This window comes from Butyrivibrio sp. (assembly GCF_017635265.1).
Lineage (GTDB): Bacteria > Bacillota > Clostridia > Lachnospirales > Lachnospiraceae > Butyrivibrio.
Window position 1 is genome coordinate 1 of the sequence record NZ_JAGBLU010000074.1, and the last position, 15,705, is coordinate 15,705.

General features: G+C 38.1%; 18 protein-coding genes. 16 read left to right on the forward strand and 2 right to left on the reverse strand.

Annotation, left to right across the window (positions count from 1 at the left end; translation table 11 throughout):
* Positions 1 to 259: 259 nt before the first annotated feature.
* From J6O61_RS08670 to J6O61_RS08705, 8 genes are all read left to right on the forward strand, one after another.
* Positions 260 to 625 (forward strand): ACT domain-containing protein, encoded by a 366-nt coding sequence (locus tag J6O61_RS08670; protein ID WP_292212007.1) that lies wholly within the window; start codon positions 260 to 262, stop codon positions 623 to 625.
* Between the two features lie 258 nt (positions 626 to 883).
* Complete coding sequence (locus J6O61_RS08675) at positions 884 to 1,051, forward strand: hypothetical protein (protein WP_292212010.1); 168 nt, start codon at positions 884 to 886, stop codon at positions 1,049 to 1,051.
* 131 nt (positions 1,052 to 1,182) lie between these two features.
* Positions 1,183 to 1,599, forward strand: a complete 417-nt coding sequence (locus tag J6O61_RS08680; protein WP_292212012.1) for a Fur family transcriptional regulator — start codon at positions 1,183 to 1,185, stop codon at positions 1,597 to 1,599.
* Positions 1,600 to 1,692: 93 nt separating this feature from the next.
* Positions 1,693 to 2,805 (forward strand): CobW family GTP-binding protein, encoded by a 1,113-nt coding sequence (locus J6O61_RS08685; RefSeq protein WP_292212014.1) that lies wholly within the window; start codon positions 1,693 to 1,695, stop codon positions 2,803 to 2,805.
* A gap of 6 nt (positions 2,806 to 2,811) precedes the next feature.
* Positions 2,812 to 3,744 (forward strand): TIGR03943 family putative permease subunit, encoded by a 933-nt coding sequence (locus tag J6O61_RS08690; RefSeq protein ID WP_292212017.1) that lies wholly within the window; start codon positions 2,812 to 2,814, stop codon positions 3,742 to 3,744.
* Positions 3,745 to 3,853: 109 nt separating this feature from the next.
* Complete coding sequence (locus J6O61_RS08695; protein WP_292212020.1) at positions 3,854 to 4,450, forward strand: DUF1349 domain-containing protein; 597 nt, start codon at positions 3,854 to 3,856, stop codon at positions 4,448 to 4,450.
* A gap of 161 nt (positions 4,451 to 4,611) precedes the next feature.
* The gene (locus J6O61_RS08700) at positions 4,612 to 5,232 is read left to right on the forward strand and encodes a DUF2441 domain-containing protein (RefSeq protein WP_292212022.1); all 621 of its coding nucleotides are present in this window, start codon (positions 4,612 to 4,614) and stop codon (positions 5,230 to 5,232) included.
* Positions 5,233 to 5,435: 203 nt separating this feature from the next.
* Positions 5,436 to 5,813, forward strand: a complete 378-nt coding sequence (locus J6O61_RS08705) for a hypothetical protein (protein ID WP_292212024.1) — start codon at positions 5,436 to 5,438, stop codon at positions 5,811 to 5,813.
* 7 nt (positions 5,814 to 5,820) lie between these two features.
* Here the strand turns inward: J6O61_RS08705 and J6O61_RS08710 are convergent, their stop codons facing one another.
* A complete protein-coding gene (locus J6O61_RS08710; RefSeq protein WP_292212026.1) occupies positions 5,821 to 5,982 on the reverse strand; it encodes a hypothetical protein in 162 nt (53 codons plus the stop codon).
* 167 nt (positions 5,983 to 6,149) lie between these two features.
* On the opposite strand from J6O61_RS08710, the gene J6O61_RS08715 reads away from it, so the two are divergent.
* Positions 6,150 to 6,581: a hypothetical protein gene (locus J6O61_RS08715; RefSeq protein WP_292212028.1), complete on the forward strand. Its 432-nt coding sequence runs from the start codon at positions 6,150 to 6,152 to the stop codon at positions 6,579 to 6,581.
* Between the two features lie 73 nt (positions 6,582 to 6,654).
* Here the strand turns inward: J6O61_RS08715 and J6O61_RS08720 are convergent, their stop codons facing one another.
* Entirely contained in the window at positions 6,655 to 6,873 is a 219-nt protein-coding gene (locus tag J6O61_RS08720) for a hypothetical protein (RefSeq protein ID WP_292212031.1), read from the reverse strand.
* A 196-nt stretch (positions 6,874 to 7,069) separates the two neighbouring features.
* Between J6O61_RS08720 and J6O61_RS08725 the strand changes: the two genes are divergently transcribed.
* The 7 genes from J6O61_RS08725 to J6O61_RS08755 all read left to right on the forward strand — a co-directional run bounded on the left by J6O61_RS08725 (position 7,070) and on the right by J6O61_RS08755 (position 15,323).
* Positions 7,070 to 7,756, forward strand: a complete 687-nt coding sequence (locus tag J6O61_RS08725) for a hypothetical protein (protein WP_292212034.1) — start codon at positions 7,070 to 7,072, stop codon at positions 7,754 to 7,756.
* Between the two features lie 24 nt (positions 7,757 to 7,780).
* The gene (locus J6O61_RS08730) at positions 7,781 to 8,590 is read left to right on the forward strand and encodes an MBL fold metallo-hydrolase (protein WP_292212037.1); all 810 of its coding nucleotides are present in this window, start codon (positions 7,781 to 7,783) and stop codon (positions 8,588 to 8,590) included.
* Positions 8,591 to 8,693: 103 nt separating this feature from the next.
* Positions 8,694 to 10,076: an MATE family efflux transporter gene (locus J6O61_RS08735; protein WP_292212040.1), complete on the forward strand. Its 1,383-nt coding sequence runs from the start codon at positions 8,694 to 8,696 to the stop codon at positions 10,074 to 10,076.
* A 142-nt stretch (positions 10,077 to 10,218) separates the two neighbouring features.
* Positions 10,219 to 11,493: an NAD(P)-dependent oxidoreductase gene (locus J6O61_RS08740; protein ID WP_442861703.1), complete on the forward strand. Its 1,275-nt coding sequence runs from the start codon at positions 10,219 to 10,221 to the stop codon at positions 11,491 to 11,493.
* A gap of 120 nt (positions 11,494 to 11,613) precedes the next feature.
* Entirely contained in the window at positions 11,614 to 12,813 is a 1,200-nt protein-coding gene (locus J6O61_RS08745) for a cation:proton antiporter (protein ID WP_292212046.1), read from the forward strand.
* A gap of 266 nt (positions 12,814 to 13,079) precedes the next feature.
* Positions 13,080 to 14,237, forward strand: coding sequence for an HAD family hydrolase (locus J6O61_RS08750; protein ID WP_292212049.1), 1,158 nt, complete (start codon positions 13,080 to 13,082; stop codon positions 14,235 to 14,237).
* 159 nt (positions 14,238 to 14,396) lie between these two features.
* Positions 14,397 to 15,323: a DUF1848 domain-containing protein gene (locus J6O61_RS08755; RefSeq protein WP_292212051.1), complete on the forward strand. Its 927-nt coding sequence runs from the start codon at positions 14,397 to 14,399 to the stop codon at positions 15,321 to 15,323.
* The last annotated feature ends 382 nt before the right edge of the window (positions 15,324 to 15,705 follow it).

Here is a 15,705-nt window from a genome sequence, read left to right on the forward strand (position 1 = left end):
ACTATATGCTTGCTATAATTTGAATCTACTGCGTTGTCATCAGTCGTCGATGGACGCCCATCGACTCCATCTTCCGCCTTGTAGATTGCAAATTATATCTAAGCAATATAGTCGAGAAATATAAAAACAGCCACACTAGTGTAGCCGATAAAGTTGCAGAGGGATTTTTTCGAAGGCCTGCCAATATTGGGAAATTATAAATTATAGCAGTAGAATTACTCTTAAATATTCTAGGACAATAGAAAGATACGGGGGAAAAATGGAACTTAAGAGAATCCCTTACAGACTGACTGTTTGTAAGGTAACAGATATTTTCGCTTTTGATATAAATACAGATTTTTATTTTATCGGGAAGACTGATGAGGAAGTGTCATTAGTTTGCAGGACAGAAGATACCCCATTAGCCACAATAGAACGTGACGATGGGTGGAGAGGATTTCGTATCCAAGGGGTACTTGATTTTTCGCTGATCGGAATTCTATCAAAATTATCCGGAATACTTGCAGAACATAAAATAGGTATTTTGGCCGTATCCACATATAATACAGATTATATTCTGGTAAAAGAAGAAAACTTTGAACGTGCATTAAGTGTGTTGAGTTCTTATGGATATTCAGTTATATAATTCAAACTTTCCACTTTACAAGTGGAAAGCTTGAGTGAATGATATGTAAAAGCCACCGGGGCTGTGATTTAGGGAGGAAGGCTGTGAACAATTTGGCACAGCCTGTGTTGTTATGAATATGAAAAAGTCTGTGTGGGGTTATCAGGTTTTTTGTTCCTGATAAGATAATTATAATGTTCCTGCCTTAAAGCAACCTTAAATAATTATGAAAGAAATTATGGAAAGAACGAGAGAGCATTTTTAGTTAATGTAATGTGGGTGCCACTGTTTGTTGGAATTATGACAGTAGCTTTTTCAAAAAATCCGGGTGTGGATCCGTACATAATCGCTGTACTCATGGGAGTTATCGGTTCGGCCATGTGTTATTTGGATTACAAGGTGTTTATGAAAAAAGAGTCCTCCAATGACAGAAATGTGACAAAATAATCAAAAATGTGGGCGGGTACTTAGCTTGGAATTTTAAGTAAAGAAAGTTAAGATATGAATCATTGAAAAATAATTATCACTATACCTGTGATTCGACGATACCCCGGAATAGGGAGCAAAAGAGGTTTAAAATGAAAAGCACATACAAAACAAAAGCAAGGGAAATGATAATTGCATATTTAAAAGAACATCCCGAGCAGAGACTTACTGCCAGGGAGATATACGAAGCAGTATGCAGCGGGAATGTTGAAGTCGACCGTACGACGGTGTATCGGAATCTTGATCGTTTATGCGAGAGCGGTGAGCTCATGAGATTCAAAGAGCCCAATAGGGATGCATGGTATTATCAGTATTCGGCTGAACATGAGCACTGTGACAGACATATGCATGCTCAGTGTAGCTTGTGTGGAAAGATCTTTCATCTTGATAAACCATTTGTTGACGTGTTTGCTGCAGAAATGCTAAAAGAGTATGGACTTGAGATAGATCCTTCAGAAACAATAATTCTGGGGAAATGCAGTAAGTGTAGACGCATAAAGAAAAGATAATATGCAACAAATATGCAAATTCTATTGACAAAATTGCAACCGGTGCAGTAATATGCAACTGTGTTGCAATTTTACTGTATAGGAGAGAAACATATGTCTACAAGAGAGGTACCTGTTGTGATAATAACCGGATATCTTGGATCCGGGAAGACCACTTTAATGCAAAATCTTTTAAAGCAGGAGAAGCGTAAGATTGCGCTGATCGTCAACGATATGGGAAGCATCAATATAGATGCGTCCATTCTTAACATGACCGGAAATCAGGTGTCTCAGATAGAAATGGTTGAGATGCAGAACGGTTGTATCTGCTGTACCTTAAGGGATGAATTCATGGCAGAGATTGAGAGATTGTCAGAAGACAAGAGTGTTGAAGTTATATTTGTTGAGGCTTCGGGTATCAGTGAGCCGTCCGCAATAGCAGGTGCGTTCTTGAATTATGAGGAGATGACAGAGAATACCAGAGTGTTTCTTAAGACAGTCGTATCTGTTGTTGATGTGGACAGAATCTATAGGGAGTTCCTTCACAATCTGACTTCTGATGAAGATGCTGAGGACGGTGATGTGATTAATCTCATCATGGATCAGATTGAGTTCTGTAATCTTATGATTCTTAATAAAACAGATCTTCTTACTAAAGAGCAGCTAAAAGAAGTAAAGGAAGGACTTCGAGCTCTTCAGCAGGAAGCTGAAATGATTGAGTGCGTAAATGGTGAAGTTGATCTGGAGACAATCCTTAACAGGGATGAATTTAATTTTGATGAGGTTGAGGCTTACAGTGCTGTTCAGAGAGCTCTTAACAAGTGTGAGCATGATGATGAGAAAGCCTGTGTGGATGAATATGGTATTTCTTCATTTGTATTTGAGGAGAAAAGACCTTTTAACCGCAAAGCCTTTGTTAAGTTTGTTGAATCATATCCGGAAATGCTTATTCGCACAAAGGGATATATCTGGTTTTCAGACGATTGGAAGCATGTACAGCTCTTTGAGCAGGCAGGAAGAAATTCATCGATTACTGAGCTGTCTGAGTGGGTATCTGCCTGGCCCAAGGAAGAACTTGACAAAGTGGTAAATGATTTTCCTGATATCAAGGATGAATGGGACGAAATATACGGAGATAGATGTAATCAGGTGGTTTTCATCGGCAAGGGATATGAGAAGGCGGAGATAGTTAAGCTTTTATATGATTGCATAGAGGAAGTGGGATGAATGCAAATGGAAACCGTATATTTTGTGAATGGGTTTCTCGAAGCTGGCAAGACAACTTTTATAAAAGAATTAATCGGCAGAGAGTCTTTTCGGATTTCAGGAAAGACTCTGATCTTGTTATGCGAAGAAGGAGACCTGGAATATGATGAAGATGAGCTTGCAGCAACAGATTCTGTCATTGAGGTTATTGAGGAAGAAGAAGATTTTAACGAAGAAAACATTGCCACATTGGAAAAGAAACACAAACCGGAAAGGATTATTGTAGAGTTTAACGGAATGTGGGACAGAAAAAAACTTGAATTTCCGTGGGACTGGGATGACATTATAGAAATTGCCGTGTTTGATGCAGCTACTTTCAAGCTGTATTCAGATAATATGCGTCCACTTCTTGCAGAACAGGTTCGGCATGCAGAGCTGATCATGTTTTATAAATCGGATGAGGTGAGGGATAAACTTGCTTCCTATGCCAGAAATATCAAGGCCATAAACAACGGAGCTGCTTTTGTTTTCAGGGGAGAAAAGGGAGACATCATCCTTGATCCGGATGAGAATCTTCCCTATGATATCAAGGCAGACGAACTTTTTTTGGATGACGAAAGCTTTGCTGTTATGTGCATGGATTCTTTGGAGAGATACAAAGTGTATGAAGGAAAAAAGGTTCATTTTAAGGCATGTGTCTATAAAATGAAAGACGGTGGGGATTTTGAGTTCATTGCCGGAAGACAGATCATGACATGCTGCGAGGCGGATATGTCATTTACCGGAATCATCTGTGGATATCAAAAAGCATATGAGCTTGAAAACAAAGAATGGGTAGAAATATCCGGAATCCTGAAGGTCAGGTTTGATGAAATCATGCAGAGAGATATCCCCGTATGCAGGGTTATCGCGCTTAAGAGAGTGGATGCTCCTGAGGTGGAAATCATATCTCTGCTTTAGCCAGAGTGAACCCTACAATCGCAAGATAAAGGCAGATCGCTATGAAAGAATACAAGAACTTGTACATCATAAAATGTTAATTGCTAATACCTATTAAAGAGGGATTTATATGGTAGAAAATATGAAATGGCTAAGAGCTCCTGAAAAATATCATATTGCAGAAGACAGAATAGAAATTACGACAATGCCTCATACAGATCTTTGGCAAAGAACATATTATCATTTTAGGAATGATAATGCTCCGGTGCTTCAGATGGAGTCCGATGAAAAATATTTTTCTTTTATTGTAAAATGTGATTTTGCTGAAAGTCATCACAGATTTGATCAGTGCGGTATCGTGATGTATCTGGATAGTGAGAATTGGCTGAAAGCATCTGTTGAATATGAAAATGATAAGTTTCAGCATTTAGGATCTGTTGTGACGAATCATGGGTACTCAGATTGGGCAACGACAGCTATCTCTGCAGATGTTAAAGAGATGTGGTATCGGTTTAGCAGGCGAGAGGATGACTATTGCATAGAATGTTCTACAGACGGAATATCTTTTTCACAGATGAGAGTTTGTCATATGTGGGAAGGAGCGGGAAGGATTTCTTTTGGCATCTATGCGTGCAGCCCCGAAGATTCCAGTTTCAAGGCTGTGTTTACAGATATGCGAATAACAGAGTGTGCATGGAAAGCACATGACGGTCAGCAGCCTGACTGAATATTGATGCCATTTACAGCGTGCTTTAGAGAAATAAGGAGATAATGAAGATACCGGATGGACTTGATAAGTAGTGGCATACAGATTTTACTCCGTATAGTTAAATAAGGCTCACAACATATAAGTGGTCTTTATTTTATCTGCAGAAATAATTAGAATATATGATAAAGTCGGGATTGAAAGAAAACACGAAAGGAATGACATATATGAAGCTTTATCATTATTCGGTTGATTCCTATCAAGGCGCAAAGCACTTGACAAATGATTATAAAAACAACTACCAGTTTGCAGAGCCGTATATTCTTGCACTAAGGGAATCCAGAGATGTTTTCAATGCCGTGTTTTTGGCAACAATGTATATGAGTCGCGAAATAAAAGCTTTAGGCTTGAGAAAGTTTGAAAACTACCAGAAGGATGCAGTAGAGGGAATCTTTGAATATGTAAGGGAAACTGAGTTTCCAAACGATACTTCACGACTCCGCTGTGTCTATTATTGCGAAAGTGAACAGGAAGCTTTGGACTATGCACAGGATGATTGCTTTGCAGATGGTTTATTTACAAAAGACCAGGTTGTTCTGCTGGAAGTTGACGTAGAAGACAGCAGTATCAGGCGGTATGATCAGACGTTTTACAACCGGGCGCTGGAAGCGATGAAAGACATTAAAATTGATTCCATTTTTACATATGCCCGGCAATACTTTTCTTGCCAGAGAAGCGATAAGCCATTAATAGAAGTGGTAGCGGATGGCGATAATACCGTTCTTAGGGAAATTGCATACTGACAGTTAAATTTTATAAATAAGAAATATGCTTGTTTGTAATCGTAGTTGCAAGCAAGCACAAGCATTTAAAATGCAATTAAAGGTGCTGTTACCATATTGCTGTCCGTTTTATCGCCCTAATCATTTGAGATAATTTCATCATCAGCCGGGAAACCGGTGCGTTAAATAGTGATGAAAAGTTATTGATAATGAGGAGGGCCAACATGAACGAAGCATACATGACATATCGTGAGATAAGAATCGCAGAGAATAAGAAGAGAAGACTCAGAATAGTAAGAAGACAGAGGATTACGCTGGCTGTTATTATTGCATTTATTACTGTTTTAGCAACCTTGTTTACCGTGTCTCTTGTTATTGAGGCTCGTTCAGAAGCAGTAAAATATAAGTATTACACATCGGTTATGGTTCATTCGGGAGATACATTAGAGAGCATGGCAGCTGGTTATATTACAGATGAATACAAGACCTCGGCAGATTATATCAGGGAAGTATGCGACATTAATAATATGAATGACGGAGATTCAATTTTAGCAGGTGAATATATTATCCTGCCGTATTATTCCGAAGAGTTCAAAGAATGAAAGGCGATTAAGCGCCTTTCTTTAACTCGTTTACTAAATCTTTAAGCTTTTCAACAGTTTTGTAATAGTCATATCCGTGAACTTGAATGTGACTGTCTATATCTTCAGCAATGTATCCGTTTTTTCCGCCATTGCATGTGATTACCATATAATTTAATTCTTCCCCCATGACTTATATCCCCCATTTTTTTCATAGAGATATTTTAACCTAAGATGACACTTTTAAATCTTAAAAAAGTATTAAATAATTTTTTTATGAAAAAATTATTGCCAGAATTGATTTTAATTGCGTATCAATATTTGTAAATCAAAATCAAAAAAGGATGGTAAAGTGCTATGAAAAAAATTATTAAAATGGTTACAGCGTTTGTTTTAGCAACGACAGTGATCTTAACAGGAAGCTTTGCTTCTGCGAAGGTACATGCATCTAATGATGCGGCAAAATATATTGCAGGTGCTGATTTTGAGGCTGCACTCCATGGACAGTCCAATGATGGCAGGGAGATATTATTTGCGTTATACGATAAAAACGGCGAACACATTGCATATATCAATGATGGAATGACACATGTTTATACATCATATACTCAGACACAGACAACACTGAAAAATGTTGGTGCTGCTGAAAAGTATGCAGTTGAAGGGACATGGGAAGCATACTTTTTTAAAGCAGGAGATATTCCTTGTCTTATGACAAATGACGGAACAATATATGCATGTGAATATTTGGACGCATACACAGTTTCACAGGTTATGCAGCAAGATTAAAAAATATGACAAAAAGATGCATTAATAGAGAATAGCCGATAGATTAAAACACTGAAATCTACCGGCTATTGTTTTATTTTGTTTTTACTGGGATTAACTTAAGATCTCCTGTTCCAAAGAATAGAGAATTTCTTATCATACCAATTCTGTAAAGATTCAGTATGTAAAACATTACACACATTACTGTGAGAATGCCGAAATTTCTGATGAGTTCCTCTACAGTAGGAGGAAATCCCATTTTTCTGGTATAATTCCCAACATATTCTGCAATTTTCGCTTCAACTTGTCCCATTTTTAAAACACCCCCTTTTAGATGCTCAATGTTACCAAATAATTGTATCGGCTAATTGTGTTCATTTGATGTTAAATGTATAAAGTAAAAATAAAGTAAATTAATAAAAGCATTATATATCATTTACATATATAATGATTATGCATCCTTTAATTTATAATTCAAGAATACATAAAAAACCAAGGTGGAAAAAGAAATGATAAGACGATCTCAGTACAGATGCAGTTTTAAGCTCTTAACGGCAGATATTTTGCCTGACAACATTATTGAAAGGTGCGTGGATCAGTTCAAAAAACTTATCAAAGAAGGAAAAGTCTGCAACGCTTCTTTTTACAAATATAACAGTATGGGTTTTTTGTATTTGGAAGAGATTGTTGATGATTATACCGAACCATATTTGTCAGTAGATCAGTATATGTATGACCTTCAGCCGTATTTAAAGCCATGGCCGGAGGAGGATGGTGACAGATATTTTGCGCCAATGGTAAACGTGTATTATCACCATATTCCTGAAGAAGACATTGATGATTGGGAAAAAGAGAGAACTACAGATGAAAAGCAGCGTATAGGCAGGATGGCATTTCTTTTCCCGAAAAAGCTTCCATCCTATGTGATGCATCATAATGCAATAGTATCTGAGGGGCTTTTAAAAGGTGATAAATATGCATATATATCTCTTCATGAGAATCTTCTTTTCTCCTATTATGAAGAACCAAGAAATAATGTGAATATTAAAGGAACTGATGAGGATTCAAAGGTCATAAATGATTGGATTAAGGCTGATCCGGAGTCTCATTTTGACCGTGAAAAGGCAAAGGGCAGTAATTTCCTTGTTATTCCATGTATTTTCTCGGTTGATAGGGTTGATGATTTGGATAAATGATTGAGAAGGTAAAGGTGTTTCAAGATGAATGAATCAGTAAAAAGAATCCTTGATACTAATACGCCTTTTGGAACCGCTTCTATGTGGTGGCTTGGACAAATGGGACTTATGGTAAAGATGGGCGAGATAGTGTTCTGCATTGATTATTATGCTACTTTTGACCCATCAAGACAGGTTGAGCCACCGATATTAACCGGCGAACTTGAGGGAATGTCTGCTATATTGGGGACACACGATCATCTTGACCATATAGACCATGATGCTTGGAAAATATGGGCAAAGACGAATCCGGATGCGAAATTTATTTTTCCGAGACAACATATGGACACTGTTTTGGCGGATGGCGTTTCTAAAGAAAGTGCGCTGGGGCTTAGTGACGGAGAAAGAATAACTATAGGCGATGTGACTATTCATGCTATAGCTGCTGCACATGAGTTTTTGGATCAGGATCCGGAAACAAAGCTATATCCACACTTGCAATACATAATCGAGGGCAACGGCGTTAGAATTCACCATGCCGGTGACACTGTTCGTTATGAAGGTATGCTTTCAAAGGTGAAATCTTTTGGGAAAATCGATGCGCAGCTTTTGCCAATCAATGGTCGAGATGCAGTTCGCTACAGGAGAAACTGTATTGGCAATATGACTTATCAGGAAGCGGCAGATTTTGCTGCAGAATCTGAAGCAAAGCTTGTAATACCGGGGCATTGGGATATGTTTGCAGATAATAGTGCAGACCCCAAAGCATTTAAGGATTATATTGATGTTAAATATAAAGGAATGGTTAAATGCCTGATTCCTGATGTGATGGAGCGGATTATAGTTACTGCATAGTTATAGAAGAGAAACAGTATTAGACTTGACAAAAATAAAAAAGTATTGCAATATATTGCACACAATATAATTTAATGAAATATATCAAAGGGAATAGTTGATTATGAAAATGAAGGCTTTTGAAGCAATTGATATGACTGTAGGAGAGCCATGGAAGCAGATCCTGAAATTTACAGTGCCGATGCTTATGGGAAATGTGGTGCAACAGTTATATAGTACTGTAGACAGTATCGTAGTCGGAAGATATGTTGGTGATAATGCTTTGGCGGCAGTAGGAAGCGCAGCCCCTATATTTAATCTTCTTCTGGTTCTTTTTATAGGAATCAGTATGGGCGCAACAATAATGGTTGCTCAGTATCTTGGAGCCAGGGACAGAAAATCTCTGTCATGGACGATAGGTAATTGTTTTACCCTGATACTTATTGCATCAATAGCGATGACGGTTATCGGAGTCGTGGTCACCAGACCGATGCTGGTGTTGTTAAGGACACCGGAAAGCATTTTAGATTGGTGTGCAGATTACCTTATCATATTGTTCATAGGCAGTATAGGACTTGGTTTTTACAATATTTTAAGCGGTGTATTAAGAGGAATGGGCGACGCCGTTTCTGCACTGGTTTATCTTATTGTTGCCAGTATTATAAACATCCTGCTGGATATTTTATTTGTTGCGGCTTTTGGAATGGGAGTGGCCGGTGTTGCTCTTGCTACTATCATAGCGCAGGGAATTTCAGCAATTTTGTGCATAAACAGATTAAGAAAAATGAGCGATGTATTTGATTTTGGAATGAAGTACTTTAAGTGGGACAGTCAATATGCGGGACAGATTATCAGACTTGGTCTTCCTTCCGGAATAACACAAGCTATTTTTTCGATGTCCATCGTACTTGTGCAATCCCTGACCAACTCATTCGGCGAGCAGCTGATTGCAGCTAATGTAATTGTGCAGCGTGTAGACGGATTTGCAGTTCTTCCTGTTTTTTCTTTTGGTGCCGCACTTACTACTTATGCAGGTCAGAACATTGGAGCGGGAGACAGGGAAAGAGTAGAAAAAGGTTCCCGACAGGGACTGTTTATGTCTCTTTTGTTCTCGGTAGTCATAGTGGCTGTAATACTGCTTTTTGGAAAAGGATTAATGAGCATATTTACAACTACTAAGGAGCTTGTTGATCTTGGAATGCATATAATGAGAATTTTGGCTGCAGGATATATTCTGATGGCGATAATTCAGGCTCTTACAGGAGTTATGCGCGGCGCGGGAGATACTGTAACTCCTATGTGGATATCGATAATTGAGACTTTTTTCCTGCGCATGCCACTGGCTTACATAATGGTTTATCTTAGCAGGTCTGAAGAATATCCAATAGGTAATCAGGATATGATTTACTGGTCGCTTCTTATCGCATGGGGAATTGGAGCACTGATGAGTATTCTTTTGTATAAGTTTGGGAGTTGGAGGAAAAAAGGAATCGTTACAGAGGCTTAAAAGCGGGATATTTACTGTAAAAAAATTAACATAAACAGGTTCATAATATTCCATATTTTTGCTAATGTAAACGCTTACAATGAATATGTTCAAATGATATAAATGGACATATAAATCATCAGGAAAAATGGAGGAGAGTTATATGTCTGTGCATGTTATTGATGAAGCTAACCGTTGTTTGCAGTGCCCTAATCCGAGGTGCAGGGAAAATGGATGCCCGATTCATACCAATATCCCGGAAATGATACGTCTGTTTAAAGAGAATCGTATGATGGAAGCAGCACAGATGCTTTTTGAAAACAATCCTCTTTCTATGGTGTGTTCACTAGTTTGCAATCACGGAAATCAATGTGAAGGCAATTGTGTCAGAGGGATTAAGGGAGAACCAATCCATATATCATCTATTGAAAATTATATATCTGATTCATGCTTTGAGAGGCTTGAATTAAATCCGGCTCCTTCTAATGGCATGAAAGCAGCTGTCATTGGCGCAGGTCCTGCCGGAATAACGATTGCTATTATATTAGCCTTAAAGGGCTATTCCATTACGGTTTTTGAAACTCACGACAAGATAGGCGGAATACTTCGATATGGAATTCCTGAGTTTAGATTGCCCAAATCTATTCTGGACAGATATTATAAAAAGATGCGTGAGCTTGGAATCAAATTCAGGCCGAACTTTTCAATCGGTGGTTCCACAGGTATTCAGGATCTTTTTAATGATGGATATAAGAGCGTATTTATCGGAACCGGTGCATGGAAACCAAGGAAACTTGGTGTGCCCGGCGAGACATTTGGAAATGTTTTTTATGCCATCAACTATTTAAACAATCCGGATGTCTATGACCTGGGCGACAAAGTGGCTATAATCGGAGCAGGAAATGCAGCCATGGATGTTGCCAGAACAGCTATCAGACATGGCTCGAAGAATGTAGTGGTATACGTAAGAGGCGATGAAGTAAGTGCTGCGCCTGCAGAGTTTGAGTATGCCAAGGTCGATGGAGTAAAGTTTGAGTACAGAAAAGCAATCGTCAGAATAGAAGATGACGGCGCTGTGTTCAGCGATATGGAACCGGATGAGGAAAAGATAGCAAGAAGTAAGGAAAATGGTGAAGAGCTTAAGAAAACACCTTTTAAAGTCATTCCGGACACAGAGCGCCTGATTCCGGCGGACAGCATTATCATCGCTATTTCTCAGGTTCCTCAGGATCGTATTGTAAATCACGATAAAGATCTAAAGCTTAATGAGAAAGGAAATCTGGCAACCGATTCCAAAGGAGAAACATCTCTTCCGGGAGTTTTTGCATCCGGAGATGTTGTTACCGGGGCAAAGACTGTAGTTGCAGCTGTTGCCGTATCCAAGAAGATTGCAGAAGATATGGATAGATATATGAAAGAAAAAACTTCTCATTTATAAAATTTAGACTTACACGATTGATGCCTTCGGTAGTATTATTATCAACAGCGCTTTTTTGAAATAAGAGAATATATGCCTTTTCTTATTAAAAGCGCAAAGAATGATAATGGAGGTAAAAAAATGGATACATTACAGATACTAAGAGATCTTGTAATCATAATTGTAGGAGCAAAGTTCTTTGGACTTATTGCCAGAAAGCTTAAGGCTCCTCAGGTAGCCGGTGAGATTATTGCGGGGCTTTTAATTGGCCCTACACTTTTTAATCTGGTTGAAGCGGGAGATTTTCTCTCGGGAATGGCAGAAATAGGTGTGATTTTGCTTATGTTCAGTGCAGGTCTTGAGACAGATATCGATAAGCTCAAAAAATCAGGTGTTAAAGCAACAATTATTGCATGTACAGGTGTTGCTGTTCCGCTTGCACTGGGGACAATTTTGTATATGGCATTTTACGGATTTTCTGCCCCGGGATCGTCTGAGTTTACTAAAGCTCTTTTTATAGGAACAATTCTTACAGCTACTTCCGTAAGTATAACAGTTCAGGTGTTAAAGGAACTTGGTAAAATATCTACAGATGTTGGCACAACAATAATGAGTGCGGCTATTATCGATGATGTAATCGGAATTGTAGTTCTTACAGCGGTACTTGGGTTAAAAGATCCGAATGCCAATCTTGCAGCAGTATGTATAAAGACAGTTGCATTTTTTGCCCTCTCTGTTGTTGTTGGAATTGCCATTTTCAAGGTGATGAAAAAGATAGAGCAGAGATGGCCACACACCAGAAGAATACCTATTATGGGACTTGCTCTTGCGTTTGCCATGGCTTATGTTGCAGATGAGTATTTTGGTGTAGCAGATATCACGGGAGCTTATGTTGCAGGTATAATATTAAGTTCACTTGATACATCTAAGTACATCGACAGAAAGATGGATATTAACTCATACATGATCTTTGGACCTGTATTTTTTGCAAGCGTAGGACTTCAGACTAACCTGAGAACTGTGGATTTAACGATCCTTGCTTTTTCAGTAGCATTTGTGATCGTCGGACTTCTTGGAAAAGTAGTAGGATGTGGCATAGTAGCTAAATGTCTTAAGTACAACACATCAGATTCTCTTAAGATCGGTGTAGGAATGATGACCAGAGGCGAAGTTGCCCTCATTGTAGCTCAGCGTGGACTTAAAGCCGAGATAGTAGATAGCAGATATTTCACAGCTGTAATTCTTTTGATTATCGTAAGTTCAATTCTTACACCTTTGATAATGAAAGCAATTTACGCATCTGATGAAAAAAAGACAGAACTTATAGATAAAGTTGCGTGATCAGCATAAAGATCATTGAAAAGGGCTTCTCCTCTTATTTTGAGGTGAACCCCTTTTTTAGTTTACTATTTTATGATAAATCAAAATAGTTTTATATATCGCATCCTTTAATCAAAACTTAATCAAATTTTAATTCATTTTATTTTATAGGTATTATAAATGCACTTATAATAAGAAGAGGAATGCTCAAAATTCCGTTAGTGTCAAATTTATTTTAATGAAATGTGCAGAAATTTCCCATAATGGTGGGAGGTGTAGGAGGAACGATGGTTAATAAAGAAATGAAAATAAGATTTCAGGGAAAGAAAAACACATATTTGGCATTGATAATGATGATGACATTGCTTTTAGGGTGTCTGATTACAGGATGCGGAAAACAAAAGAATAATGCACTTGGCAGTTATTGGACAACAGATTCAGCAGCGGCTGAGAGCCTTAGGAATTATGTGTCTATGGTTACGAATGAAAAAGACAAAGAAAATTATATACCTAAAGAAGATCGTATAGCAGTTTTTGATATGGACGGAACTTTGACATGTGAAACCTACTATACATATTACGATACTATGATGTTTATAAACTATTGTCTGATCGATCATCCTGAGAGTGTGTCTGAGGAGCTGAAAGATGCGGCTGCTGAAATAAGACCCGGATATACCGCAGGTGAGGAACTGGCCAGAAATTTTGCTAAGGCCTACGCCGGTATGACGATAAAAGAACTTTATGATTATGCTGTGGAGTTTGGGCAAAAAGAGACTGACAGTTTCAAGAATATGCGCTATATTGATGGATTTTACGAGCCAATGGTAGAGGTAGTTAAATACTTATATGACAACGATTTTACTATTTATGTCATAAGCGGAACAGAGCGAACTACTACCAGAGCTATTGTTGCAAATTCGCCCATAAAAGATTATGTATCACCTTCTCATGTTATTGGAACGGAGTTTGAAGTTAAGGTGAAAGGAAATGAAGATATTTCTTCAAATATGGATTATAAATATGTCGATGGTGATGAGTTGGTATTTACAGGCGGTTTTATTCAGAAAAACCTCAATGCCAATAAAACTATTTGGATAGAAAGAGAAATCGGACAGTATCCGGTATTGGCTTTTGGTAACAGTGGCAGCGATACCAGTATGATGAACTATGTTTTGGATAGTAGAAATCCATATCCTTCACAGGCTTATATGGTTGTTGCAGATGATGATGTCCGTGAGTGGGGTAAACAGGACTGGTCAGAAAAGGCAGCCCAATACAAGGAAATGGGATATGTTCCTATTTCAATGAAAAATGATTTTCTTGAGATTTACCCTGAGCCAATAGAAAGAGCTGATGAGCAGTATATAGAGTCTGAGGAAAACAAGGCTGCTGACAGTAACATTATTCTGTTTCCAAATGCAATAGCAAAAGGTATAGGCTGATGAAATAATTAAAAACTCTCCATTCATTACGGCATCGAATATGAACCGATGGAAGGTCTATCAGCATTAGATGTCTTTTTGACGCGAGTATATAGATTTGTTATACTGGCGCCTACAACTTTAAATATGTAGCGCACACAATCTTGACAGGAGTAATAAATGATTATCAATACAGGACAGCGAACAGACATACCGGCATTTTACCCTTTATGGCTGGCAAACAGATTCAGAGAAGGTATTGTTTGCGTTCGAAATCCGTTTAATCCAGAACAGGTAAGCAGATATAAGCTTAGTCCCAATACTGTTGATGTTGTCGGCTTTTGCTCAAAAAATCCGGCGCCGTTTTTCAAGTATATTGATGATATTAAGGAATACGGACAGTATTGGTTTGTGACAATAACACCTTATGGGAGAGATATCGAGCCGGCTGTTCCGGATAAGCACAGGATATTGGAGGATTTTAAAGAATTATCCGGAATAGTTGGAATCAATAATATAGGTTGGAGATATGATCCTATCCTTGTAAATGAACGTTATACGGTGGAATATCATCTTAAAGCCTTTGAACAGATGGCCAGATCTCTTCATGGTTATACACAGACAGTTGTGATAAGCTTTATCGATCTTTATGAAAAGGTAAAAAGAAATTTTCCGGAAGTCCGCTCAGTATCACGAGCGGATAAATATTTTCTGGGAAAGGAGATAATAAGGATTGCCGCAACATATGATATGGTTGTAAAGCCCTGTGGGGAGGGTCGGTTCCTAGAGGAATACGGAGCAGACTGCAGAGGATGCATGACCGTTGAAACCTATGAAAAGGCAATAGGATCCCGTCTTGTAATCCCTAATAAAAAACCTGCAAGAAAAGAATGTGCCTGCTATCTGTCAGGAGATATTGGAGCCTATGACAGCTGCAGGCATTTTTGCAGATACTGCTATGCAAATAATGATATTGAAGCCGTAAAGCGCAACATGAGAATGCATGATCCTAAGTCACCTTTTTTAATTGGTAATTATAAAGAGGGAGATATTATTCATGATGTAGACATGAAATCTTACATTGATAATCAGATTAGCTTTTTATAGAATGATGCTTTAAGATTTGCTTAAACACTGATGTTTTTCAGATATTGTATACTGCTGTTTGATGTAATTAAGAACAAAAAATAAACGCAAAAGTGGTGAGCAAAAATAAACGAAATAAAATTTTTGAAAAAAATTGAAAATTGTTGTTGACATGTGAATACCATAGTGATATATTTTTATTCGTTGCTGATGCAGCCAAGAAACATTGCAAATGCAGCAGTGGAGCGGATTCTAAGCTCCTGCACCTTGACAAATAAACAGTAATGCAACCCTGAAAAATTCCAAGAGAATTATTCAGAACAAAGATTAGTAAATTAACGGACAGAACGAAAGCCAAGCTTAAGTTTTGACCAGATCAAACTTTTAAACGTGAGAGTTCGAT

Coding starts and splice junctions, on each gene's coding strand:
- J6O61_RS08730 (WP_292212037.1), top strand. CDS start 7,781: ATGAATGAATCAGTAAAAAGAATCCTTGATACTAATACGCCTTTTGGA.
- J6O61_RS08720 (WP_292212031.1), bottom strand. CDS start 6,873: ATGGGACAAGTTGAAGCGAAAATTGCAGAATATGTTGGGAATTATACC.
- J6O61_RS08735 (WP_292212040.1), top strand. CDS start 8,694: ATGAAAATGAAGGCTTTTGAAGCAATTGATATGACTGTAGGAGAGCCA.
- J6O61_RS08705 (WP_292212024.1), top strand. CDS start 5,436: ATGAACGAAGCATACATGACATATCGTGAGATAAGAATCGCAGAGAAT.
- J6O61_RS08750 (WP_292212049.1), top strand. CDS start 13,080: ATGGTTAATAAAGAAATGAAAATAAGATTTCAGGGAAAGAAAAACACA.
- J6O61_RS08715 (WP_292212028.1), top strand. CDS start 6,150: ATGAAAAAAATTATTAAAATGGTTACAGCGTTTGTTTTAGCAACGACA.
- J6O61_RS08680 (WP_292212012.1), top strand. CDS start 1,183: ATGAAAAGCACATACAAAACAAAAGCAAGGGAAATGATAATTGCATAT.
- J6O61_RS08745 (WP_292212046.1), top strand. CDS start 11,614: ATGGATACATTACAGATACTAAGAGATCTTGTAATCATAATTGTAGGA.
- J6O61_RS08725 (WP_292212034.1), top strand. CDS start 7,070: ATGATAAGACGATCTCAGTACAGATGCAGTTTTAAGCTCTTAACGGCA.
- J6O61_RS08755 (WP_292212051.1), top strand. CDS start 14,397: ATGATTATCAATACAGGACAGCGAACAGACATACCGGCATTTTACCCT.
- J6O61_RS08685 (WP_292212014.1), top strand. CDS start 1,693: ATGTCTACAAGAGAGGTACCTGTTGTGATAATAACCGGATATCTTGGA.
- J6O61_RS08710 (WP_292212026.1), bottom strand. CDS start 5,982: ATGGGGGAAGAATTAAATTATATGGTAATCACATGCAATGGCGGAAAA.
- J6O61_RS08670 (WP_292212007.1), top strand. CDS start 260: ATGGAACTTAAGAGAATCCCTTACAGACTGACTGTTTGTAAGGTAACA.
- J6O61_RS08740 (WP_442861703.1), top strand. CDS start 10,219: ATGTCTGTGCATGTTATTGATGAAGCTAACCGTTGTTTGCAGTGCCCT.
- J6O61_RS08690 (WP_292212017.1), top strand. CDS start 2,812: ATGGAAACCGTATATTTTGTGAATGGGTTTCTCGAAGCTGGCAAGACA.
- J6O61_RS08700 (WP_292212022.1), top strand. CDS start 4,612: ATGATAAAGTCGGGATTGAAAGAAAACACGAAAGGAATGACATATATG.
- J6O61_RS08695 (WP_292212020.1), top strand. CDS start 3,854: ATGGTAGAAAATATGAAATGGCTAAGAGCTCCTGAAAAATATCATATT.